The sequence below is a fragment of the Bradyrhizobium sp. 147 genome, from assembly GCF_023073935.1.
In the GTDB taxonomy this organism is placed as follows: Bacteria; Pseudomonadota; Alphaproteobacteria; order Rhizobiales; family Xanthobacteraceae; genus Bradyrhizobium.
Map to the genome: position 1 here is coordinate 1 of NZ_JADPKL010000020.1, position 21,579 is coordinate 21,579.

The 21,579-nt window shown below is 63.6% G+C and carries 22 protein-coding genes and 1 tRNA gene; 8 read left to right on the forward strand and 15 right to left on the reverse strand.

Annotated features, from left to right (window positions below; translation table 11 throughout):
• Positions 1–366 precede the first annotated feature (366 nt).
• Positions 367–729: a hypothetical protein gene (locus IVA87_RS04385; RefSeq protein WP_247307495.1), complete on the forward strand. Its 363-nt coding sequence runs from the start codon at positions 367–369 to the stop codon at positions 727–729.
• A gap of 371 nt (positions 730–1,100) precedes the next feature.
• Positions 1,101–1,778 (forward strand): ParA family protein, encoded by a 678-nt coding sequence (locus IVA87_RS04390; RefSeq protein WP_247277487.1) that lies wholly within the window; start codon positions 1,101–1,103, stop codon positions 1,776–1,778.
• A gap of 158 nt (positions 1,779–1,936) precedes the next feature.
• On the opposite strand, the gene IVA87_RS04395 is transcribed toward IVA87_RS04390, so the two are convergent.
• The 5 genes from IVA87_RS04395 to trxB form a co-directional block, all read right to left on the reverse strand.
• Positions 1,937–2,083 carry a hypothetical protein gene (locus IVA87_RS04395; RefSeq protein ID WP_247332833.1) on the reverse strand — a complete coding sequence of 49 codons (147 nt, stop codon included), beginning with the start codon at positions 2,081–2,083 and terminating at the stop codon, positions 1,937–1,939.
• 128 nt (positions 2,084–2,211) lie between these two features.
• The gene (locus IVA87_RS04400; RefSeq protein ID WP_164934661.1) at positions 2,212–2,361 is read right to left on the reverse strand and encodes a hypothetical protein; all 150 of its coding nucleotides are present in this window, start codon (positions 2,359–2,361) and stop codon (positions 2,212–2,214) included.
• Between the two features lie 151 nt (positions 2,362–2,512).
• Positions 2,513–3,421 carry a 4-hydroxy-tetrahydrodipicolinate synthase gene (locus IVA87_RS04405; protein ID WP_247332835.1) on the reverse strand — a complete coding sequence of 303 codons (909 nt, stop codon included), beginning with the start codon at positions 3,419–3,421 and terminating at the stop codon, positions 2,513–2,515.
• A gap of 446 nt (positions 3,422–3,867) precedes the next feature.
• Positions 3,868–4,791: a LysR family transcriptional regulator gene (locus IVA87_RS04410; RefSeq protein ID WP_247277484.1), complete on the reverse strand. Its 924-nt coding sequence runs from the start codon at positions 4,789–4,791 to the stop codon at positions 3,868–3,870.
• Between the two features lie 4 nt (positions 4,792–4,795).
• The gene (gene trxB / locus IVA87_RS04415; RefSeq protein WP_247307488.1) at positions 4,796–5,761 is read right to left on the reverse strand and encodes a thioredoxin-disulfide reductase; all 966 of its coding nucleotides are present in this window, start codon (positions 5,759–5,761) and stop codon (positions 4,796–4,798) included.
• A 265-nt stretch (positions 5,762–6,026) separates the two neighbouring features.
• Here trxB and IVA87_RS04420 point away from each other — a divergent pair, with 265 nt between their 5' ends.
• Positions 6,027–6,506 (forward strand): Lrp/AsnC family transcriptional regulator, encoded by a 480-nt coding sequence (locus tag IVA87_RS04420; protein WP_026312113.1) that lies wholly within the window; start codon positions 6,027–6,029, stop codon positions 6,504–6,506.
• Between the two features lie 146 nt (positions 6,507–6,652).
• Here the strand turns inward: IVA87_RS04420 and greA are convergent, their stop codons facing one another.
• The 3 genes from greA to IVA87_RS04435 all read right to left on the reverse strand — a co-directional run bounded on the left by greA (position 6,653) and on the right by IVA87_RS04435 (position 12,122).
• Entirely contained in the window at positions 6,653–7,126 is a 474-nt protein-coding gene (greA, locus tag IVA87_RS04425; RefSeq protein ID WP_247277482.1) for a transcription elongation factor GreA, read from the reverse strand.
• A gap of 220 nt (positions 7,127–7,346) precedes the next feature.
• Positions 7,347–10,811: a carbamoyl-phosphate synthase large subunit gene (gene carB, locus IVA87_RS04430; protein ID WP_247332837.1), complete on the reverse strand. Its 3,465-nt coding sequence runs from the start codon at positions 10,809–10,811 to the stop codon at positions 7,347–7,349.
• 141 nt (positions 10,812–10,952) lie between these two features.
• Positions 10,953–12,122 carry an MFS transporter gene (locus IVA87_RS04435; protein WP_247307474.1) on the reverse strand — a complete coding sequence of 390 codons (1,170 nt, stop codon included), beginning with the start codon at positions 12,120–12,122 and terminating at the stop codon, positions 10,953–10,955.
• A gap of 109 nt (positions 12,123–12,231) precedes the next feature.
• Here IVA87_RS04435 and IVA87_RS04440 point away from each other — a divergent pair, with 109 nt between their 5' ends.
• Entirely contained in the window at positions 12,232–12,609 is a 378-nt protein-coding gene (locus IVA87_RS04440; RefSeq protein WP_247307471.1) for a helix-turn-helix transcriptional regulator, read from the forward strand.
• A 124-nt stretch (positions 12,610–12,733) separates the two neighbouring features.
• On the opposite strand, the gene IVA87_RS04445 is transcribed toward IVA87_RS04440, so the two are convergent.
• Positions 12,734–12,809: transfer RNA gene (locus IVA87_RS04445), tRNA-OTHER, on the reverse strand.
• A gap of 76 nt (positions 12,810–12,885) precedes the next feature.
• The gene (locus IVA87_RS04450) at positions 12,886–13,587 is read right to left on the reverse strand and encodes a class I SAM-dependent methyltransferase (protein ID WP_247332839.1); all 702 of its coding nucleotides are present in this window, start codon (positions 13,585–13,587) and stop codon (positions 12,886–12,888) included.
• Positions 13,588–13,701: 114 nt separating this feature from the next.
• On the opposite strand from IVA87_RS04450, the gene IVA87_RS04455 reads away from it, so the two are divergent.
• Entirely contained in the window at positions 13,702–14,226 is a 525-nt protein-coding gene (locus IVA87_RS04455; protein ID WP_247307467.1) for a DNA starvation/stationary phase protection protein, read from the forward strand.
• A 145-nt stretch (positions 14,227–14,371) separates the two neighbouring features.
• On the opposite strand, the gene IVA87_RS04460 is transcribed toward IVA87_RS04455, so the two are convergent.
• Positions 14,372–14,896 (reverse strand): cupin domain-containing protein, encoded by a 525-nt coding sequence (locus IVA87_RS04460; RefSeq protein WP_247307464.1) that lies wholly within the window; start codon positions 14,894–14,896, stop codon positions 14,372–14,374.
• 169 nt (positions 14,897–15,065) lie between these two features.
• Positions 15,066–16,256, reverse strand: a complete 1,191-nt coding sequence (carA, locus tag IVA87_RS04465; RefSeq protein ID WP_247277475.1) for a glutamine-hydrolyzing carbamoyl-phosphate synthase small subunit — start codon at positions 16,254–16,256, stop codon at positions 15,066–15,068.
• Between the two features lie 228 nt (positions 16,257–16,484).
• Between carA and IVA87_RS04470 the strand changes: the two genes are divergently transcribed.
• The 3 genes from IVA87_RS04470 (at position 16,485) to IVA87_RS04480 (ending at position 19,993) form a co-directional block, all read left to right on the forward strand.
• Complete coding sequence (locus tag IVA87_RS04470; protein ID WP_247307451.1) at positions 16,485–16,940, forward strand: GatB/YqeY domain-containing protein; 456 nt, start codon at positions 16,485–16,487, stop codon at positions 16,938–16,940.
• A 90-nt stretch (positions 16,941–17,030) separates the two neighbouring features.
• Positions 17,031–18,170, forward strand: a complete 1,140-nt coding sequence (locus IVA87_RS04475; protein ID WP_247307448.1) for an epoxide hydrolase family protein — start codon at positions 17,031–17,033, stop codon at positions 18,168–18,170.
• 212 nt (positions 18,171–18,382) lie between these two features.
• Positions 18,383–19,993: an acyl-CoA synthetase gene (locus IVA87_RS04480; protein WP_247307445.1), complete on the forward strand. Its 1,611-nt coding sequence runs from the start codon at positions 18,383–18,385 to the stop codon at positions 19,991–19,993.
• Between the two features lie 173 nt (positions 19,994–20,166).
• Here IVA87_RS04480 and IVA87_RS04485 read toward each other — a convergent pair whose 3' ends face one another.
• From IVA87_RS04485 to IVA87_RS04495, 3 genes are read right to left on the reverse strand one after another with little or no spacing between them, the layout of a single operon-like run.
• Positions 20,167–20,679: an SRPBCC family protein gene (locus IVA87_RS04485; RefSeq protein WP_247307442.1), complete on the reverse strand. Its 513-nt coding sequence runs from the start codon at positions 20,677–20,679 to the stop codon at positions 20,167–20,169.
• Positions 20,676–21,146 carry an SRPBCC family protein gene (locus IVA87_RS04490; protein ID WP_247277471.1) on the reverse strand — a complete coding sequence of 157 codons (471 nt, stop codon included), beginning with the start codon at positions 21,144–21,146 and terminating at the stop codon, positions 20,676–20,678. Before IVA87_RS04490 ends, IVA87_RS04485 begins: the two co-directional genes overlap by 4 nt.
• Positions 21,139–21,453, reverse strand: coding sequence for a metalloregulator ArsR/SmtB family transcription factor (locus IVA87_RS04495; RefSeq protein WP_247307438.1), 315 nt, complete (start codon positions 21,451–21,453; stop codon positions 21,139–21,141). The genes IVA87_RS04490 and IVA87_RS04495 overlap by 8 nt, the downstream gene beginning before the upstream one ends.
• Positions 21,454–21,579: the final 126 nt, after the last annotated feature.

A 21,579-nucleotide genomic window follows, 5' to 3' on the forward strand; every position in this document is an offset into this window, starting at 1 on the left:
TGCCCTAGGGGCCTTCTGGACAAATATACAGCCTCCGCTCGCAATCGGCCGGCACGCACCCGCCTCACTCCGCTAACGAGTAATTCTTGCCCAGCCTCGACGAGTCAAATTCGAATTCGTGAAATCCTAATACTGGAAATGCTGAGGGATTGCCGTGACTTGCCTACTGTGCATGGGGTTGTTTTCGCGGTTTTTGTTTGGGGCCTGCTGAACCAGCACGCTGTAGGCCGCTTTCGCCCGTGGGAACTGCAGGCCCTCACCGCCTGTTGCCGAGACCGCACACGTTGCGCCTTTCGCATCCCCCTCCGGTTGCCAATCAACCGCCGTTCACCCACTATCTCACCTGTTCGACATGTGGGGGGATCGATGCCGGCGTTTCGCTCGAAGAAGTCCTTTGCAAAACCCTTGGCCGTTGCCAGCCTCGGCATTGCCCTGGCCGTCCTGGCCCTGCCGCGCGCCGGCTTCGCCTACACCCAGGAAGAGCAGCAGGCCTGCTCGCCCGACGCGATGCGGCTGTGCGGCGAGTTCGTGCCGAACGTCGATGCCATCACCGCCTGCATGATCGCGAAGAAGTCGCAGCTCTCGCCGCAATGCCGGGTGTTCTTCCGGCCAGGACCCGAGCCGGGCGAGGTCCGTGCCGGCAAGCCGACCAACATCGCGCCCAAGGCCGCGAGGAAGAGCACCAAGCCGGCGCCGAAAGCCAAGAAGAAGAAATCCGAGCAGGGCTGAGCGCGACAGCGCGCTTTCTTCCCTGAAGTTCGGCAGCCGCGTTTCCTCCCCTGGACTCGTTTTGTTCGCGCGACCGGCGCGCCGGCTTGCGGCAATTCCAAGCGCACACGACAAAAGAAGAGTCGCGAATCAGTTTGCGCGGCAAGGTTGCGTTCCGCTTTGTCCCGCTTCGCTGCTCAAAAAGCGCATGATCGCTCGCGCAGGCCGCATTTCATTGCGATTGTATCGGGCGTCGCACCAGGCAGTGTGACTCAAAAGCCAACACGCCTTGTTATTTCGTGGCGGCAACGCAACTCTCGATAAATTTTTCTTTCACGAATCAGCGCGCTGATTCATTTTCGAGCCACGGGGTCAATCTGGAGGCCGAAGGTATGAACGTTATTGTTTTTGCATCACGTAAAGGCGGTTCGGGCAAGAGTACCCTCGCTGCCCATCTCGCCGCGCAGATCAAGGCGAGCAAGCAGGTCATGCTGGTGGACGCCGATCCGCAAGGCTCGCTCACGCTCTGGCACAAGCTGCGCGGCACCAACGAGCCGTCGATCAAGGCGGCCGTGAACTCCGTCAGCGGCATCGTCTCCGCGGCCAGGCGCGACGGTTATGAATGGGTGTTGATCGACACGCCGCCGAACCTGTCGGCCGTCGTCGACGACGCGATCAGGAACGCGACGATGGTGATCATTCCGGCGCGTCCCGGCGTGTTCGACGTCAACGCGGTGCAGGAAACCATCCAGATGTGCCGCGCCGCGCGCAAGCCCTATGCGGTCGTGCTCAACGGTGCGCCGGCGCGCCGCGACGAGACCGAAAGCCCGATCGTCACCATCGCCCGCGAGGCGCTGGCGAAATTCCGCGCCCCGGTGTGGGGCGGCCAGATCACCAACCGTTCGGATCTCCTGATGGCGCTCAGCCACGGCGAAGGCGCGCGCGAGTATCAGGCCGAGAGCCGCGCGGCTCAGGAAATTGCAAGACTGTGGGCGGCGATCGAGCGTTCAGTGAAGGCTATTCGCGGCACGGCGTCGGCTTCCGGCGCAATGCACAAGCAGGCGGCATAATTTCATTATTCATTTCCCCCGACGAAAAAACGCGCGGACGAGCCGCGCGTTTTGCGTTTCTGCCGTCACCTGTCTTTCCGCGATGGCGCGCAAGCGCCAGACCCGGAATCTCGCGAGTCCGGATTCGCCCTTCGGTCGATCCGGAATGACGAGCTGAGCTACGCCACCATCAGCATGTAGAACACGATCACCGGCGACAGGGTGAGGATCACCGACCAGATGCCGACGGCCCAGAGAATGTCCTCCGTGGTAAAGCTCTGCTGTCCGGCGTCGTAATGCGACGCCATTTCATTCTGACTATTCACAAACGCCTCCGCGATTTCTTCGCTTATGGGCGCCAGTGATACGCGGGATGTTTTAAAATTCCGGGTCGCAGCTGGCCGTGCATTTTGAACACAGGTGCTACCACGGGTTAACCATCCGCGTGGCGCTGTCAGCCCGCCAGCCAAACGCGAAACAGCAGCACCGGCATCAGGCCGAGCATCACCGCCCAGAACCCGAACGACGACACCACCAGAATTCCCTGCAAGAGATCGGCCGGCGCGAATTGGCTCGCGGCCGTCGGCCGGGTGCGATGTCCCATGGTCATTCCCCCGTTTGAAAGTCTTGGCGGAAACGATAGGCGCGATTGCGTAAACGAGGCGTGGATGCACCATGCGGCAGACGCGAAGGCGGTTGGCGCGCGGTTAACCATGCAGGCGTTCTTACCCTCCTCCGAAGGCGGAGGGTAAGCGCTAGGCCGCGGCTTTCATCCGTCGCTCGATCTCGCGATCGATCGTGGCGGCGAGCTCGCTGCTCACTTCCACCATCGGCAGGCGCACTTCGGGGCTGTCGATGAGGCCGCTGCGCCACAGCCAGTACTTCGCCGGCGCAGGGCTCGGTTCGGCGAACAGCAGCCGTGTGAGCTCGGCGACCTCCTGCCAGCGCGCCATCGCGGCATCGTGATTGCCGCGCTTGAGTTCCGCATACACCGCCGCAAATGTCGCGGTCTCGACATGGGCTGACAGCACGATGCCGCCGTCGGCGCCGTCGGTGAGCGCCTCGAAATAATTTGCGTCCTCGCCGGTGAGCACGCGAAAATCCTTCGGCCTGTCGCGCAGCAGCGCGATCGATTGTTCGCGGCTCGCGCCGCAATCCTTCAGGCCGACGATGTTCTTGTGTTCGGCAAGCCGCAGCATGGTCTGGTTGGTGACGTTGACCGCGCAGCGGTAGGGAATGTTGTAGAGCGCAATCGGCCAGGCGGCGTGATCGGCGAGCGACTCGAAATGCGCCAGCAGCCCGCGCTGCGACGGCCGCACATAGTATGGACTCGCGATCAGATAACCGTCGATCGGCCAGTCCGCGGTCTCGTCGAGGCGATCCTTCAGCCGCGAGGTGTCCGCGCCCGACAGCCCGAGGCAGATCGGCAAGGTGCGGCGGCCCGCCGCCACCTCGTCGCGGACGACGGCGACGAGGCGCTCGAGTTCAGTGTCGCGCAGCGTCATGCCTTCACCCGAAGTCGCCCCCAGGATGAGGCCGTCGATGGCCTGTGCGCCGTAGTGCCGCGTCAGCCGCCGCAGTGACGTCTCGTCGAGACGGCCGTCGCGAAACGGCGTCACCAGCGGCAGCCACAGCCCGTGCAATTGGTCTCGTAGTTCGGTCATGTTTCCATCTCCTTCTCGGGAAAAAGGCCTGAGACGGAGGGCACATGAAAAAACCCCGTCCAGGCGGCGGGGTTTCGGGATTTGCTGCGATGAGGAAGCCGGTATTAGCGCGCGCAAAAATCCGAGGTCCCCGCATGGGGACCTTTTTTCGAGATGACTGCGCACGACTTCGTGATCATCCGCAAATGATGCGGGGTATGCCCAAGCCTGTCAATACACGCGGAAGGCGAAAGGCAATTTTGACGAAAAAAAGCCGGACCCGAAGGCCCGGCTTAGGTATTGGCCACGTGAGGCCGACACAATCACCTTCCAAGAGGGATTACTGAACTCCCGCGCCACTGGAGGAGGGGGACAAATGCGCAACGCGAAGGCTCAGCGCGCAAACAGTATGGGCTTGACGAGCGCCGTCCAGCAACAGCCGAGGCCGCATGTCAGTCATGCGGAAATCAGGACGGCCAGCGCTGCGCCTTGCTGACCACGAAGTCGCGGAACACTTGCACGCGTGCAACCGTCTTCAACTCCTCGGGATAGACGAAATAGGTGTCGAGCTGGATCGAATCCGATTCACCGAACAGCTGCACCAGTTTGTTCTGTTCCTCGACGAGGTAGTCGGGCAGGGCGGCGATGCCGAGGCCCTGCTGACAGGCGCGCACGAGGCCGAGGATGTTGTTGACCTTGAAGTAGGCTTCGCGCGGACCCGAGCCGTTGCGACCGGCTTCGATCAGCCAATTGCGGTTCTGAAGATGCGGGGCGAAGTTGCCGTCCGACAACGTGATGATGCGGTGGGAGTCGAGCTCCTCCAGCGTGCGCGGCGTGCCGAAGCGCTTGATGTATTCCGGCGAGCAATAGGCGTGGAAGCCCATCGCGAACAGCTTGCGCTGGATCAGATCTGGCTGGGTCGGCTTGCGGGTGCGGATCGCGACGTCCGCCTCGCGCATCGACAGGTCGAGCTCCTCGTCGGTGACGATCAAGGAGATCCGGATCTCCGGATAGAGCGCGGTGAACTCGCCGAGCCGCGGGATCAGCCAGTTGATGCCGACGCCAGGCGTGGTGGTGATCTTGAGGTCGCCGCTCGGCCGCTCGCGGCTGTCGGTCAGCTTGGCGCGCGCCGCCTGCAGCTGCATGAACACGTCATGCGCGGTGCGGAACAGCAGGTCGCCCTGCTCGGTCAGGATCAGGCCGCGGGCGTGGCGGTGGAACAGCGAGACCGAGAGCTCCTGCTCCAGCGCCGAGACCTGGCGCGATACCGCCGATTGCGACAGGCCGAGCTGCTCGCCCGCATGCGTGAAGCTGCCCGCTTCCGCCGCCGCGTGAAACACCTTCAGCTTGTCCCAGTCCATATCCGTAAATCCGTCGCGTGTTCGGGGCATGATTCTATTCCGCTGCCGCGCGCTCGCTGGCGCGAAGGGCCAAGAAACGTTCGGCTTCGAGTGCGGCCATGCAGCCGAGGCCGGCGGCCGTCACGGCCTGGCGATAAGTCTCGTCGGCCACATCGCCGGCGGCGAATAGGCCGGGCACCGAGGTCGCGGTCGAGTTCGGGGCAACCTCGACGTAGCCCGACGGCTTGAGCTTGACCTGGCCCTTGACGAGCTCGGTCGCCGGGGCGTGGCCGATGGCGATGAAGATGCCGTCGGTCTTCACGTTCGTGAGCGCGCCGGTCTTGACGTTCTTGAGGCGCACATGGGTGACCTTGTTCGGGTTCTCGGTGCCGCAGATCTCGTCGACGGCTGAGTCCCAGATCACCTTGATTTTGGGGTGCTTGAACAGACGCTCCTGCAGGATGCGCTCGGCGCGGAAGTGATCGCGACGATGCACGATGGTGACCTGGGAGGCATGGTTGGTGAGGTACAGGGCTTCCTCGACCGCGGTATTGCCGCCGCCGACCACCACGACCTCCTTGTTGCGGTAGAAGAAGCCATCGCACGTGGCACAGGCCGACACGCCGCCGCCCTGGAATTTTGCTTCGGACGGCAGCCCGAGCCAGCGCGCCTGCGCGCCTGTGGCGAGGATGACGGTGTCGGCAAGATAGACGTCACCGCTGTCACAGGTGAGGCGGAACGGCCGCTGCGCAGTTTCCAGCTTGGTGACTAGGTCGGAGACGATCTTGGTGCCGACATGGACCGCCTGCTTCTCCATCTGCTCCATCAGCCAGGGGCCCTGGATCACGTCGGCGAAGCCTGGATAGTTCTCGACGTCGGTGGTGATGGTGAGCTGGCCGCCCGGCTGGATGCCCTGGATCAGGATCGGCTCGAGCATCGCACGCGCGGCGTAGATCGCCGCCGTGTAACCGGCGGGGCCGGAGCCGATGATGACGACCTTGGCATGAACAGGAGCGGACATTTCGGTGGACGCCTTTCACGGGGGATTTGCAGCGCGGGCGCGGAACGTGCCGGGAGGCCTCGCGGAGGCGCTGAAATATCAGAGCTAATCTAAGCCTTCTGGTGAGCTATGCAAGAATTGCATTCCCTATCGGCGGATTTTTCCAACAAGGAACAAAAGTCGATTGCGCTGCACGCGCAATAAAATTGCGCTGGGCGTGTGGACTGGGTATGAGGATTGCGACAAGCCACCCAATACCGCCGCCGAGGCCAGGAGTTCCAATCACGTGTCGCGGAGCCTAGACGAGATCGACCTGAAAATTCTCACCGAGATTCAGGCCGACGGTCGAATCACGAATGTCGAGCTGGCAAAACGCGTCGGCATCTCGCCGCCACCCTGCCTGCGCCGCGTCCGGGCGCTGGAGGAGGAGGGCTATATCCATGGCTATCGAGGCCTGCTGGACGCCCGCAAGCTCGGCTTCGACGTCACCGTATTTGCCGCCGTGCACCTGTCCAGCCAGGCCGAAGCGGATTTGCGCGCCTTCGAGGAATTCGTCCGCGCCGAGCCCTTGGTGCGGGAATGCTGGATGCTGTCGGGCGAGGTCGATTTCATCCTGAAATGCGTCGCCCCCGACATGGCGACGTTCCAGGATTTCGTCACGCACCTGACCGCTGCGCCCCATGTGCGCAACGTGCGGACGTCGCTGGTGCTGCACAATTCGAAATATGAGGCGGCGGTGCCGCTCGAGGTGAAGGGGCGACGGTAGCTGGGGTGATCGCATGCCCCGGATGAAGCGCAGCGCATCTTCAGCGATGCGCTGCAGCGCCGGGAGATGACCGAGGGCCACAAACGAGAAGGCCGCCGCGCATTGCGCGGCCTTTTCGCAATGGCGTCACGGGCAGCGGCAAATCTCTACCGCCACTCCACCTTGGTGATCTCATATGCCTTGGCGCCGCCCGGCGTGTTGACCTCGACGGAGGCGCCCTTCTTCTTGCCGATCAGGGCGCGGGCGAGCGGCGAGGTGATGGAGATGCGGCCCTTCTTGGCGTCGGCCTCGACCTCGCCGACGATCTGCCACACCGTCTTCTTGTCGGTGTCCTCGTCGACCAGCGTCACGGTGGCGCCGAACTTGATGGTGTCGCCGGAGAGCTTCGAGATGTCGATGATGTCGGCGCGCGCGAGCTTGTCCTCGAGCTCGGCGATGCGGCCCTCATTGTGGGACTGCTCTTCCTTCGCGGCATGATATTCCGCGTTCTCCGACAGGTCTCCGTGCGAGCGCGCCTCCGCGATATGCTCGATGATCCGCGGACGGTCTACAGACTGGCGCTGCTTCAATTCTTCCCCGAGCGCGACAAAGCCGGCCTGGGTCATCGGAACCTTTTCCATCTCTTCTCTCGTCCTCCAGCTGCGCGCCCATAAAGGGTGGGCGCGGCAACCTTGATGCGTCGGTGTTCCCGGGGCTGAACATGCGCCCACCGGGATATTATTTCGGGTCTGGCGCCGGAACAGAACACTCACATGGCCGGACAGTTCCTCCCGCCATTGTGGCTTCCTTGCCAATCACTTAGCGGAAGGCTGAGCCCTCAAGGCCCAGCCCCGCTAGCAATCAGGTTTCCGAAAAGTAGCTCTGCAGGGTCCGAACCTCAAGGTCCCCGCCCAGATAGGCGCGGATGCCCTGCGCGGCCGCCACGGCCCCGGAAAGAGTGGTGTAATACGGCACTTTATGCAAGAGGGCCGCGCGCCGCAGCGAGCGGCTGTCGGCGAGCGCCTGCGGGCCTTCGGTGGTGTTGAAGACGAGCTGGACGTCGCCATTGGTGATGGCATCGACGATATGCGGCCGGCCCTCCAGCACCTTGTTCACCTTCTCGGTCGGGATGCCCTGACCGGTCAGGAAGCGCTGGGTGCCCGAGGTCGCCAGCACCTTGAAGCCGAGCGAATGCAGTTCGCGCACAGCCTCGGCGATGCGTGTCTTGTCGCTCTCGCGCACCGAGACGAACACCGTGCCCTTGCGCGGCACCCGCGTGCCGCCGCCGAGCTGGCTCTTGGCGAACGCCACCGCAAACGAGCGGTCGATGCCCATGACCTCGCCCGTCGAGCGCATCTCCGGGCCGAGCACCGTGTCGACGCCGGGGAAGCGCGCGAACGGGAACACCGATTCCTTGACGCCAACGTGCTTGAGCTCCGCCTTCTTTAGCTTGAAATCGGCGAGCTTCTCGCCGGCCATGATGCGCGCGGCGATCTTCGCGACCGGCGTGCCGATCACCTTGGCGACGAACGGCACCGTGCGCGAGGCGCGCGGATTGACTTCGAGCACGTAGATCTCGCCGTCCTTGATGGCGTATTGCACGTTCATCAGGCCGACCACGTCGAGGCCGAGCGCGAGTTCGCGGGTCTGCCGCTCCAGCTCCTCGATCATCCCGGCATCGAGCGAATGCGGCGGCAGCGAGCAGGCGCTATCGCCGGAATGGATGCCGGCTTCCTCGATGTGCTCCATGATGCCGACGATGAAAGTGTCCTTGCCGTCACAGAGGCAGTCGACGTCGATTTCGGTCGCGTCCGAGAGATAGCGGTCGAACAGCAGCGGGTTCTTGCCGAGCACGGTGTTGATCTGCCCGGTCTTGTCGTTGGGATAGCGCGCCTTGACGTCGGCGGGCACCAGCTCCGGCAGCGTGCCGAGCAGATAGTCGTTGAGCTGGTTCTCCTCGCGGATGATCTGCATGGCGCGGCCGCCGAGCACATAGGACGGACGCACCACCAGCGGCAGGCCGAGATCGGCGGAGACGAGCCTCGCCTGCTCGACCGAATAGGCGATACCGTTCTTCGGCTGCTTGAGCCGCAGCTTGTCGAGCACGCGCTTGAAGCGGTCGCGATCCTCGGCAAGATCGATGGCATCGGGCGAGGTGCCGAGGATCGGCACTTCGGCCGCTTCCAGCGCGCGCGCCAGCTTCAGCGGGGTCTGGCCGCCAAACTGCACGATCACGCCGTGCAGCGTGCCCTTGCTGCGCTCCTTGGCGATGATCTCCAGCACGTCCTCGGCGGTGAGCGGCTCGAAATAGAGCCGGTCGGCAGTGTCGTAATCGGTCGATACGGTCTCCGGATTGCAGTTGACCATGATGGATTCGTAGCCGGCATCGTGCAGCGCGAAGCAGGCGTGACAGCAGCAATAGTCGAACTCGATGCCCTGGCCGATGCGGTTCGGTCCGCCGCCGAGGATGATGACCTTCTTCTTGTCGGACGGAGTGCTCTCGTCCGCAGGCGCACCCGCAAACGGCGCCTCATAGGTCGAATACATATAGGCGGTGGGAGAGGCGAACTCGGCCGCACAGGTGTCGATGCGCTTGTAGACGGGACGAACGCCGAGCGCGTGGCGCTTCGCCGTCACCTCGGCTTCCGTCGTCCCGGCGAGCACTGCGAGGCGCGCATCGGAGAAGCCCATGGACTTGAGCGTGCGCATGCCGAAGGCATTGCCCGGCAGGCCGTTCTTGCGAACCTTCTCCTCCATGTCGACGATGCCGCGCATCTCGCCGAGGAACCACGGATCGATCTTGCAGGAGTTGAAGATGTCCTCGTTGGACCAGCCGAGCCGCATGGCCTGGGCGACCTGGAGCAGCCGGTTCGGCGTCGGCGTGCCGAGCGCGGCGCGGATCGCATTCTTGTCGTCGTCGCGGCCGAGACCCTCGATCTCGATCTCATCGAGGCCGGTCAATCCGGTTTCGAGCCCGCGCAAGGCCTTCTGAAGACTTTCCTGGAAGGTGCGGCCGATCGCCATGACTTCGCCGACCGACTTCATCGAGGTCGTCAGCGTGGTCGAGGCACCCGGAAATTTCTCGAAGGCGAAGCGCGGCACCTTGGTGACGACGTAGTCGATCGTCGGCTCGAACGAGGCCGGCGTGGCGCCGCCGGTGATGTCATTGGCGATCTCGTCGAGGGTGTAGCCGACCGCGAGCTTGGCAGCGACCTTCGCGATCGGAAAGCCGGTGGCCTTCGAGGCCAGTGCGGATGAGCGCGACACGCGCGGATTCATCTCGATGACGACCATGCGGCCGTCTTCGGGATTGACGCCGAACTGCACGTTGGAGCCGCCGGTCTCGACCCCGATCTCGCGCAGCACCGCCAGCGAGGCGTCGCGCATGATCTGGTATTCCTTGTCGGTCAGCGTCAGGGCGGGCGCCACGGTGATGGAATCGCCGGTATGCACGCCCATCGGATCGAGGTTCTCGATCGAGCAGACGATGATGCAATTGTCCTTCTTGTCGCGCACCACCTCCATCTCGTACTCTTTCCAGCCGAGCACGGATTCTTCGATCAGCACTTCGTTGGTGGGCGATGCATCAAGGCCGCGCTCGATGATGTCGAGGAACTCTTCCTTATTGTAGGCGATGCCGCCGCCGGTGCCGCCCATCGTGAAGGAGGGCCGGATGATTGCGGGCAGGCCGATCTCGGAGAGCGCCATCATCGCCTGGCCCAGCGCATATTCCTGATAGCGCTTGCGGCGGTCGCTTTCGCCAAGCGTCCATTGCCGGTCGAGCTCTTCGAGCGCCGCGCCCGACAGCTTCTCGCGTTCGGCATGGTATTTGTCGCGGAACGACTTCTTCAGCTCGGACGCGTTGGCGAGCCGCGACTTCGGCGTCTGCAGACCGATCTTCTCCATGGCGTTGCGGAACAACTGGCGGTCCTCGGCCTTGTCGATCGCATCCGCGGTCGCGCCGATCATCTCGACGTCGAACTTTTCCAGCGTGCCCTGCCGGCGCAGCGATAGCGCGCAGTTCAGCGCTGTCTGGCCGCCCATGGTCGGCAGCAGCGCGAAGCCGCCGGGAACGACGTGGCGCTCCTTCTCGATGATCTTGGCGACGATCTCGGGCGTGATCGGCTCGATATAGGTCGCATCGGCCAATTCCGGGTCGGTCATGATGGTGGCCGGGTTGGAATTGACGAGGACGATGCGATAGCCCTCTTCCTTCAGCGTCTTCACCGCCTGCGTGCCGGAATAGTCGAATTCGCAGGCCTGGCCGATCACGATGGGACCGGCGCCGATGATCAGGATGGTGGTGATGTCTGTACGTTTGGGCATCAACTCTCGCCGGACTGGGATTTGGGCAAAAAAAAGGGCGCGCTACCGCGCGTCCCTGTGGCCGAGAGCGCGGTGGTCTCCCTCGCGCGCGGGTGGGTCTTAGACCAGTTTTCGGGGCGGCGAAACCCCGAAAAACGCCCATCAACCGGCAATTTTGACCGGTTTTGGCCGCGCCTGCCAGCCGCGGCCGAGGTGCACCAGAAGCGAGGCCGCAACGCTCATACCGCCGATCCAGCCGAGGTCATTGGGCGAGAGAGTGGCCAGCACCGCGCCGCCCAAGGCGCCCCCGATGGCGAAGCCGAGATACATTGCCGAGGCGTTGAGCGAGAGCGCGATCATCGAGGCCTGCGGCTCGATCCGGATGATGCTGGCGATCTGGGCTGGATAGAACGCCCAGCCCGAGACGCCCCAGAGGAAGATCGCGCCCAGCACCGCATAATGCGCCTGTCCGGGCATCAGCTTCAGCACCAGCGAATGCAGGATCAGCGCACTCGCCATGCCGGCGAGCCCGAGCGCGGCGGTGGCGAGCGTGCCGAGCCGGTCGGCCAGGACGCCGCCGAGCATGTTGCCGATCGCGGCGGCGCCGCCGAACACCAGCAGTGCCAGACTGATCTGCGAGGCGTCAAAGCCGAGGCTGCGCAGGGGAACGGCGAAATAGGTGAACACGGTGAAGCCGCCAAGCGCCCATAAAATTGTGATCACAAGCGCGATCAAGACATTGCTGTGACGCGCCACCGCCAGCCGCTCGCTCAGCGAGGCAGTGTTGCGCGGCAGGCCTTTGGGAAGCCCAAGCAGAAGGCCGGCGAGTGCCAGCGTGCCGATCAGGGCGACCATGGCAAAGGTGGCGCGCCAGCCGAGCAGGCTGCCGACGAGATTGCCAAGGGGGACGCCGATGACGGTTGCGACCGTAAGGCCCGAGGTGACGAGGGCCACCGCACGTCCGCGCCGTTCGGGCGAGGCGACCGCCACGGACACCGCCAGCGCGGTCGGCATGCACAGTCCCGAGCCCAGCGCCATCAGCATGCGCGAGGCCAGCAGCAGGGTGTAGCTGGATGCCACCATTGCGGCGAGGTTGCCGGCGACGAAGGTCGTCAGCGCCAGAGCCAGCACGGTGCGGCGGTCGATATTGTTGAGCGCCACCGCCAGGATTGGCGAGCCCACGGCATAGGTGAGGGCGTAAGCCGTGACCAGCTGCCCGGCGGCCGAGACCGAAATCGAGAGCTCAGTGGCGATCGCGGGTAAAAGTCCTGCAATGACAAAGCCTTCAGTGCCGATCGCGAAAGCCGCCAAGGCCAGCCAGAACACGCTCATGAGAGAGATCCTTATGTTCAACGTTTATTGAACTATCGGTTGGGCCGGTCGAGGTGTCAATTGGTTCAAGAACTATTGAACATTGCGGCCTTGTCGCTATGATGGACCCATGAGCCGCATGCCGCTTCACCCGACCCGCGAGCAGATCGAGCTGCCGATGGTCCTGGATTGCCTAAGCGATCCGATCCGATTGGCGATCGTCTACCAGCTCGCGCAGCAAGAACGTGTCAGCAGCGAGCTCTGCTGTGGCGATTTCAGCGGCCTCGGCGGCAAGTCCAACCTCGCCTATCACTTTGCCAAGCTGCGCGAATGCGGCCTGATGCAGACCCGCGTGGCCGGCACCAACCGTTTCATGCGGCTGCGCCGGGAGGATCTGGATGCGCGCTTCCCGGGCCTGCTCGATGCCGTGATCAAGTCGGCGGCTAAAGATGCGGATCGGCTTCAATTGCTGCCGGAGTGCGAAGTGGTCAGCGCGGATCGCAAGTGAGCGGATTGCGCGATTGGAGCGCCAGCCTGTCTTCTCTTCCGCTGCGCTCCAGCTACGCCGGACACGCTTCGCCCCTACGCGTCGTGCGTGGCCGCGCCACGCGTAGCCCCGCAGGGGCGAAGCGTGGAGACCCGGCCTGGATTTGAACCAGGATGAAGAGCGTTGCACCGCCCTCGCGTAGACGCTTCCGCCACCGGGCCGCATCGATCATTACCGATCGGAGGCGCGGCAGGCCACCTCGGCTGGTCGTTATGCTTAACGGATCAGAGATGATGCTTAACGGATCAGAGATTGCCGCACGATGAAGGTCATGCGCCAGCGATTATGGCCGATATTGGTGTGCGCGCGCTGGACCACGAACCCGGCCGCCGTCAGCTTCGCGGTGATCTCCGCCTCGCTGTAGCGCTGGAGCCCGATGCGCGAGCGCAGCTGGCGATAGTCCGAGAGCGCGGTGCTGATCAGCCCGATCAGCGCGTCCTTCAGGAAGCCGTGCCGCCGGCCGAAGCTGAGCAGCGCCATCACGTCCCTGACCATGCCGACATTGGGCTGGAGGATATCCCCGAGCACCAGCTTGCCGGAGGGTTTTAGGATCCGGCGGATGTTGAGGAGAGCGCCATCCAGCTCGTCCGGCGTCATGTATTGCGCGACCGAGTTCATCACGACGAGATCGATCGACTGGTCCTGCATCTTGCGGACGTCATCGAGCGAACGGACGCGGATCTTGGTGTTCGGAGCGAACCGCGCGATCAGCCGGCCGCGCACTCCCGGCGCGGGCTCCGCGAGGATCAGCTTGCCACAGGCGGCGGCCACCTGGTTCGCCGACAGCGCCTCGCCGCAGGCATAGTCCAGCACCACGGCGTCGGACGAGGGGATATAGCCGATGATGTCCCGCGCAATGATCTGGAAGTGCAAGTCGCGATGCAGCTTGCTGACATAGATCGTATGCGTGGAGTCGTAATAATCGATCCAATCGTCCATGCTATTCGAAGGTCCCGGCCAAACGGTTCCGCCAACGGAACCGGCGCTGCCCGCCTTGCGTTAGGGGTGCGACGGCGCGCCGTCAATGTCCGCGTCCTAACAGGAAGGTCTCCCGTGAGCAAAACCAACAACAAGGTCTCGCCCGATCTCGACACCCCCACCGATCTGCCGCCCGATGGGGTCAAGAAGGTCTCGGAGGCGCTCAACGTGCTTCTGGCCGACGCATTCGCGCTGTATCTGAAAACCAAGAATTTCCACTGGCACATCAGCGGCCGGCATTTCCGCGATTATCATTTGCTGCTCGACGAGCAGTCCGACCAGATCTTCGCCACCACCGACCAGCTCGCCGAGCGCGTCCGCAAGATCGGCGGCACCACGCTGAGGTCGATCGGCCAGGTCGCAAAACTCCAGACCATCAAGGACAACAACGAGGACTACGTTCCGCCGCGCGAGATGCTGCGCGAGCTGATGCAGGACAACAAGCATGTCGCGGCGGCGATGCGTAAGGCGCACGAGGTCTGCGACGAAGCCGGCGATGTCGCCAGCGCCAGCATCCTCGAAAACTTCATCGACGAGACCGAGCGCCGCACCTGGTTCCTGTTCGAAGCCACAAGGCAGGAGGGCAGCAACGCGGCATAGGGCGAGCTTGTAGGGCTTGCTTGTAGGGTGGGTTAGCCTTGCGGTTGCGCGAAGCGCAGTCGCTGGGCGTAACCCACCGCTCTTGCATCCGCGATGACAGAGATGGTGGGTTACGCCTTCGGCTAACCCGCCCTACGCGCTCGATTCACGAGTGCCACAACCTCATCAGCGCGCCTTCCTTGCCCGTCACCGGATCGGCCGGTGGCATCGCGACTTGCGGAATCGTCTTCAGCGCCTTGGCGTGATTTTCAGCCGTCGCCCGCGTGATCTCCATCTTGGCGCCTGGCGGATAAGCTCCGATCACGCAGAAATCGTCGCTCGCCTTGATGCATTGGTGGCCGGTACCGGCCGGCAGGATCGCGACGTCGCCCGCCTTGATCTGAAGCTCCTGGCCATGGTCGCCGCCGAAGCGGACGCGAGCGCTGCCGCGCGCAACGCCGAGCACCTCATGCACGGTCGAATGATAGTGCAGATAATCGTAGATGCCGTTGCGCCACGTGCCGCCCCAGCCGTTCGCTTCGAACAGCTCTTCGATAGTCTCTTCCGGCTGCTCCGGATCGAGCTTCACCGCGCCCTGGTAAACCAGGAACGGGAGGATGTTGTTTGGCACGAGCCCGTCATCTTCGAACACGATGGCGAGCGGCTCGGCCTTGTCGCGGACGACGGACATGGCGGGCTCCTGCTACACGAGAGTGCCCGGACAACATTTCACCCTGTGCAGGCGTTCCTCGATAGGTCTCGTGTCCCGGACGCGATGCGTCGCTGAGCCCGGACACGAAACGCCGTGTCTATAGGCCCCGGTTCAGCAGCGGATCACGCCGCAAAGGCGATAGCGCGCCTTACGCGCTCTTCTTCTGCCGCATCAGATCGGCAAAGCGCTGGAACAGATAGTGCGAGTCACGCGGGCCGGGCGAAGCCTCCGGGTGGTACTGCACCGAAAACACCGGCTTGCCGTCGAGCTGGATGCCGCAATTTGAGCCGTCGAACAGCGAGATGTGGGTCTGCGTCGCACCCTTCGGCAAAGTCGTCTCGTCCACGGCAAAGCCGTGGTTCATCGAGGTGATCTCGACCTTGCCGGTGGTCTCGTCCTTGACGGGATGGTTGGCGCCGTGATGGCCCTGGTGCATCTTCTTGGTCTTGGCGCCGACGGCGAGACCGAGCATCTGGTGACCGAGGCAAATGCCGAAGGTCGGCGTGCCCGACTTGATCACGTCCCGGATCACAGGAACGGCATATTTGCCGGTTGCGGCCGGATCGCCCGGGCCGTTCGACAGAAAGACGCCGTCCGGCTTCATCGCAAGGATATCCTCAGATGAAGTCGTTGCCGGCACCACCGTCACCTTGCAGCCGACACCGGCGAGCAGGCGCAAGATGTTGCGCTTGATGCCGTAATCGATCGCCACCACGTTGAACTCCGGCTTGTCCTGGCGGCCGAAACCCTTGTCCCACAGCCAGGGAGTCTCGTCCCAGGTGAAGCGCTGGCCGGAGGTGACCATCGGCACGAGGTCCATGCCTTCGAGGCCCGGCCACTCGCGCGCCTCTTCCTTGAGACCGTGCAGATCGAACTCGCCCTTCTTGGAATGCGCGATCACGGCGTTGGGCATGCCGTTGGAGCGGATCAGCGCGGTCAGCGCGCGGGTGTCGATGCCGGAGAGGCCGATGATGCCGCGGGCCCTCAGCCACTGGTCGAGGTGCTTGGTGGCGCGGTAGTTCGAGGGATCGGTGATCGCGGTGCGCAAGATCACGCCGCGCGCCCCGGGCGTTGCCGCCATGTTCACCGTCTCGATATCTTCCTCGTTGGTCCCGACATTGCCGATATGCGGGAAGGTGAAGGTGATGAGCTGGCCGGCATAGGAGGGATCGGTCAAAATCTCCTCATAGCCGGTCATCGCGGTGTTGAAGCAGACCTCGCCGACGGCGTGGCCTTCGGCGCCGAGACCGAAGCCTTCAAGCACCGTGCCGTCGGCAAGCACGAGGAGCGCGGTCGGTTTGTGGTCCGGCCAGGCGGGATCGTTGTCATGTTGTGTCATGAGCGCGTTTCATAGTCTGCGCGGGCGCCGCCGTCAAAGCGGGACAGGCCGGATTCACATGCGTTTTTGCATATTTGACGGGCGGCTTCGGGCACTTAAGGCGGAACTGGCAACTTTGCGCCATTTCGAGCCCCGGCAAGGAAACAATGCACCGGAGGGCCGGTCCGGTATGGCCTCTTGCCCGCGAACGGCTTAGATCAGGCGCGACAGATTGAGAGGACCCGACCAATGCTGCGCGACGACATCAACAATGCGGTCAAGGAGGCCATGAAGGCCAAGGACGAGCGCAAGCTGTCCACGCTGCGCATGGTCAATTCGACCATCAAGAATGCCGACATCGATGCTCGTGGCAGCGGCAAGCCGCCGCTGTCGGACGCCGACATCCTTGCGGTGCTGCAGAAGATGATCAAGCAGCGCCAGGAGGCCGTTGAGCTTTACGACAAGGGCGGCCGCGCCGAGCTCGCCGCCCAGGAGCGCGAGGAGATCGCGGTGATCTCGGCGTATTTGCCGAAGCAGATGTCGGACGACGAGGTGAAGAAAGCGATCTCGGATGCGATCACTGAAACCGGCGCGGCCGGCATGAAAGACATGGGCAAGGTGATCGCAGCGTTGCGGGCGAAGTACGCGGGACAGATGGATTTCGGTAAAGCCAGCGGCTTGGTGAAGGCCGCATTGTCGGGCTAGGCTTTTCCCTCTCCCTTCTGGACGAGGGTGGCTCGCTTTGATGCCGCATCAGTTCGGTCTATTCTCTCAAAACGAAAATGGGGAGGCATGATGACCGGCGCCATCAAACCGTTCCGCATCGCCATCAGCGACGACGTCCTCGCCGACCTCAAGTCGCGCCTCGCCCGCACCCGCTGGCCGGAGGCGGAGCTGGTCGATGATTGGAGCCAGGGCGCGCCGCTGCAATGGATCCGGGAGATCTGCAGCTATTGGGCTGATGGCTACGACTGGCGCGCCCGCGAAGCAAAGCTGAACCGCTTCGAGCAGTTCACCACCGAGATCGACGGACTCGACATCCATTTCCTGCATGTGCGCTCGACGCAGCCGTCCGCGCTGCCGCTGATCATCACCCATGGCTGGCCCGGCTCGATCGTCGAATTCCAGAAAGTGATCGCGCCGCTGGTCGATCCTGCCGGGCATGGCGGCAATCCGGCTGATGCGTTTCATGTCGTCTGTCCCTCGCTGCCGGGCTTCGGCTTCTCGGCCAAGCCGAAGACCACGGGCTGGGGCGTCGACCGCATCGCGGCGACCTGGGCGAAGCTGATGGACCGGCTGGGCTACGCGCGATACGGCGCGCAGGGCGGCGACTGGGGCTCGGCGGTGACGAGCTCGCTCGGCGCGCAGGACGCCGAGCATTGCGCTGGCATCCACATCACATTGTCCTTCAACTCGCCGCCACGCATCGAGGGCCAGCCGACGGCGGAAGAGAAGCGCGCGCTCGCCGGGCTCAAGCATTATGTCGATCTCGATTCCGGCTATTCCAAGCAGCAGTCGACGCGGCCGCAGACGCTCGGCTATGGCCTGACGGATTCGCCGAGCGGGCAGGCGGCCTGGATACTGGAAAAATTCTGGGCCTGGACCGATTGCAACGGCCATCCCGAGAACATCTTCACCAAGGACGAGCTGCTTGACAACGTCATGCTGTACTGGGCGACGGAGACTGCGACGTCCTCTGCGCGGCTCTATTGGGAAAGTTTCGGCAAGCGCCGCGCCACGCCTGTCGTCAAGCTGCCGACGGGCGTCGCGGTGTTTCCCAAGGAGATCATCACGCCGGTGCGACGCTGGATGGAGCCCAACTTCCTCAACATCACGCATTGGAGCGAGATGGAGAAGGGCGGCCATTTCGCCGCCTTCGAGCAGCCCGAGCTGTTCGTGCGCGATGTCCGGACGTTTTTTGCGACGGTGCGGTAAGTCTCACCGTCATGCCGGGGCGCCCCGGCTTGTCCGCCGAAGCTTGATGAGCGAGGGCGGAAGGGCGAGCCCGGAATCTATCGCGCCACGGGAAATGCCGCATGATGGATTCCGGGTTCGAAGCTGGTGTCGGCCCGCAATGACCGCGTGGGGCTTGTCCCGAGCATCCACGGCTCTAGACTGGGCGACAACTCCCCTGGAAACGTGCTGCCATGCTGACCGAAGCCGCAACTTACGACGAGCTCTATCGCAATTTCCGCTGGGACATTCCGGCGCGATTCAACATCGCGGAGGCGTGCTGCGATCGCCACGCCGACGGCAGCGGCCGGCTCGCGCTGATCTATGTCGACGAGAACGGCCTGACCACGCGCACGTCCTTTGACGAGATCGCCGAGATGTCGCGCCGCTTCGCCAACGTGCTGAAGGCGGATGGGCTGTCGCGCGGTGACCGCGTCGCGGTGTTCCTGTCGCAGTCATTGGAGCTGCCGATCGTACACATGGCTGCGTTCCGCACGGGCCTGATCTCGATTCCGCTATTCGCGCTGTTCGGCGAGGACGCGCTGGAATTCCGCCTGTCGAATTCCGAGGCCAAGGCCATCGTGACTGACGAAGGAGGCTGGGAGAAGCTGGCGAGGATCCGCGATCGCCTGCCGGAGCTGACGAACGTCTATGTCGTCGGCGAGCGCGTTCCGGCAGGCGCGAAATCGTTCTGGGATTCGGTGAAAGCGGCCTCACCCGACTTCATGCGGGTCGACACCTCCGCCGATGATCCCGCACTGATCATCTATACCTCTGGCACGACCGGCAATCCCAAAGGCGCCCTGCATGCGCACCGCGTCGTGCTCGGCCATCTGCCGAATGTGGAGATGTGCCACAACTTCCTGCCGCGCGCCGGCGATCTTATGTGGACGCCGGCGGACTGGGCCTGGATCGGCGGCCTCGTCAACGGCCTCTTGGCGTTCTGGTATCACGGCATTCCCCTGGTCGGTCATCGCGCGCGCAAATTCGAGCCGCAGGCAGCGATGCAGATGATGGCCGATCTCGGCGTGCGCAATGTCTTCCTGCCGCCGACGGCACTGAAGCTGATGCGACAGGCCGGCGTGAAGCACCCCGGCGTCAAGCTGCGCAGCATTTTTACCGGCGGTGAATCTCTGGGTGGCGAATTGCTCGGCTGGGTGCGCGAGACCTTCGGCATCGATGCGCACGAAGTGTTCGGCCAGACCGAGTGCAACCTGGTGATCGGCAGCAATTCCAACCTGTTTCCGATCCGCCCCGGCGCGATGGGCAAGGCAACGCCAGGCTTCGACGTCCGCATCGTCAACGACAAGGGCGAGGAATTGGCGCGCGGTCAGCGCGGCATCATCGGTGTGCGCCAGCCATGTCCCGTCACCATGCTCGAATATTGGCGCAATCCGGAGGCGACGGCGAAGAAATATGCCGGCGAATTCCTGCTCACCGGCGACCTCGGCGTGCAGGATGAGGACGGCTATTTCTGGTATGTCAGCCGCGAGGACGACGTCATCACCACCGCCGGCTATCGCGTCGGCCCGTCCGAGATCGAGCATACGCTGATGAAGCATCCGTCGGTGGCGATGGCCGCGGTGGTCGGCATTCCCGATCCGATCCGAACCGAATCGATCAAGGCTTGGATCGTGTTGCGCCCCGGCTTCACCCGCAGCGACGCACTCGCGCGCGAGATCCAGGAGTTCGTCAAGGTGCAGCTTGCCGCCCACGAATATCCCCGCTTCGTCGCCTTCGCGGAGACGCTGCCGATGACCGCCACCGGCAAGGTGCTGCGGCGCGAGCTGCGGGCGAAAGGTTAGCCTCTGACAATGGCAAAGACGCCTCAAGCCCCCGGGGCCCATAACCGTACGAGATGTTGTGGGCGCGAAGCCGTAACCACGAGTCTTCGCCAAAACTTCACTCTTCGCTATGGCGCCCGGATCGGCGCCCGCTGAGGCGCGCTTGTCTGGGACGAACACGGAAACCGTCGCACCTACGGCGTCTTGATGCCCATCGCCTTCAGCGCATCGAGCATCCGCTGTGGCGGGCCCGGCTTGACGACCAGCGGCTTGCCGGTCTCGAGCAGGCTCTTGAGGCTGGACAGGATCGCCGGCCAGCCGGAGCGCCCGCCTGCGAGTATGTCGTCGCTGAGCGGGCGGTCGTGGCCTTCGCTCATGGTGAGCCGGACCGCATCGCCGGCCTGTGCGATCTCGTAGGTGACGAGGGTCGGGCCGAGCTTCTCGATCAGATCGGGCCAGTTCACGTTGAACGTGACCGCGAGCTTGCGCGGCGGATCGTAGGCGAGAACCTCGCCGCTGATGTGCACGGCGCCGTCGGGCGTGCGCACGATGAAGGTGCCGCCGAGCCGTGGCTCGACCTCGACGGCATTGCCGAAGAAATACTGTCGGCTGAACTCCGCCGAGGTCAGCGCCTCCCACACCTTCTCGGGCGTGGAGGCGATGTAGATGGTGTAGACGGTCAGCGGCGTGAACTGCTCGAGCTTCATTTTGCGTCGAATCCCTTGTTGAGCGCCGTGCGCGGGATGGCGAGTACTTTGCCTCTCTCCAGCAGGCTCTTGAGCCCGGACAGGATCGCCGGCCAGCCATTGGAGACGGCGCCGAGATACTTGCCGCCCTCGACAAACCCGTCATGCAGCACGGTCAAACGCACCAGCGAGCCGAACGGTTCGATGGTGAAGACGACGCGCGATATCGGCTCGCCGCGCAGCTCCTCGTATTTCTGGTGCTTGAAACTGTAGGACAATCGCCGCGGCGGATCGGCTTCGAGGATTTCGCCGGAATCGGTGATCTCGCCGTCGAGCGTGAGGGCGAAGGAAGAGCCTACCTTCCAGTCGGATCTGACCTCGGCGCCGAACCAGTATTGCCGCGTAAACGCGCTGTTGGTTAGCGCCTCCCAAGCTTTTTCCGGCGTGGTCTCGATGTAGGTGACGTAGACGAATTCCGGCTTACTCATCGCGTTTCTCCAGCTGACGTTTCAATTCGCTGAGTGCGGCGAGCTTGCCGCGCTCGAATTTCCTGATCCAGCGTTCGCCGATCTGATGGATCGGCACGGGGTTGAGATAGTGCAGCTTCTCGCGGCCATGCCTGATGGTGGTGACGAGATTGGCCTCCTCCAGAATGCCAAGGTGCTTGGTCACCGCCTGACGCGTCATGGCAAGGCCTTCGCAGAGCTCGTTCAGCGTCTGGCCGTTCCGGGCGTGAAGCCTGTCCAGCAGCGACCGTCGTGACGCATCGGCGAGCGCTTTGAAGACCTCATCCATGGTTATGATGATAGGCAACCAAATGGTTGCATGTCAAGCGGGCTCGAGAAATCATGTTGGTCGCGTGCAGTCTCTCCGCGTGCGGGACGAGGCGAAGAGCTTCCCGCAAGCGGGAACACGAGATCT

Coding starts and splice junctions, on each gene's coding strand:
- IVA87_RS04385 (WP_247307495.1), top strand. CDS start 367: ATGCCGGCGTTTCGCTCGAAGAAGTCCTTTGCAAAACCCTTGGCCGTT.
- IVA87_RS04390 (WP_247277487.1), top strand. CDS start 1,101: ATGAACGTTATTGTTTTTGCATCACGTAAAGGCGGTTCGGGCAAGAGT.
- IVA87_RS04400 (WP_164934661.1), bottom strand. CDS start 2,361: ATGGGACATCGCACCCGGCCGACGGCCGCGAGCCAATTCGCGCCGGCC.
- IVA87_RS04405 (WP_247332835.1), bottom strand. CDS start 3,421: ATGACCGAACTACGAGACCAATTGCACGGGCTGTGGCTGCCGCTGGTG.
- IVA87_RS04410 (WP_247277484.1), bottom strand. CDS start 4,791: ATGCCCCGAACACGCGACGGATTTACGGATATGGACTGGGACAAGCTG.
- trxB (WP_247307488.1), bottom strand. CDS start 5,761: ATGTCCGCTCCTGTTCATGCCAAGGTCGTCATCATCGGCTCCGGCCCC.
- greA (WP_247277482.1), bottom strand. CDS start 7,126: ATGGAAAAGGTTCCGATGACCCAGGCCGGCTTTGTCGCGCTCGGGGAA.
- carB (WP_247332837.1), bottom strand. CDS start 10,811: ATGCCCAAACGTACAGACATCACCACCATCCTGATCATCGGCGCCGGT.
- IVA87_RS04435 (WP_247307474.1), bottom strand. CDS start 12,122: ATGAGCGTGTTCTGGCTGGCCTTGGCGGCTTTCGCGATCGGCACTGAA.
- IVA87_RS04440 (WP_247307471.1), top strand. CDS start 12,232: ATGAGCCGCATGCCGCTTCACCCGACCCGCGAGCAGATCGAGCTGCCG.
- IVA87_RS04450 (WP_247332839.1), bottom strand. CDS start 13,587: ATGGACGATTGGATCGATTATTACGACTCCACGCATACGATCTATGTC.
- IVA87_RS04460 (WP_247307464.1), bottom strand. CDS start 14,896: ATGTCCGTCGTCCGCGACAAGGCCGAGCCGCTCGCCATCGTGTTCGAA.
- carA (WP_247277475.1), bottom strand. CDS start 16,256: ATGACACAACATGACAACGATCCCGCCTGGCCGGACCACAAACCGACC.
- IVA87_RS04470 (WP_247307451.1), top strand. CDS start 16,485: ATGCTGCGCGACGACATCAACAATGCGGTCAAGGAGGCCATGAAGGCC.
- IVA87_RS04475 (WP_247307448.1), top strand. CDS start 17,031: ATGACCGGCGCCATCAAACCGTTCCGCATCGCCATCAGCGACGACGTC.
- IVA87_RS04480 (WP_247307445.1), top strand. CDS start 18,383: ATGCTGACCGAAGCCGCAACTTACGACGAGCTCTATCGCAATTTCCGC.
- IVA87_RS04485 (WP_247307442.1), bottom strand. CDS start 20,679: ATGAAGCTCGAGCAGTTCACGCCGCTGACCGTCTACACCATCTACATC.
- IVA87_RS04490 (WP_247277471.1), bottom strand. CDS start 21,146: ATGAGTAAGCCGGAATTCGTCTACGTCACCTACATCGAGACCACGCCG.
- IVA87_RS04495 (WP_247307438.1), bottom strand. CDS start 21,453: ATGGATGAGGTCTTCAAAGCGCTCGCCGATGCGTCACGACGGTCGCTG.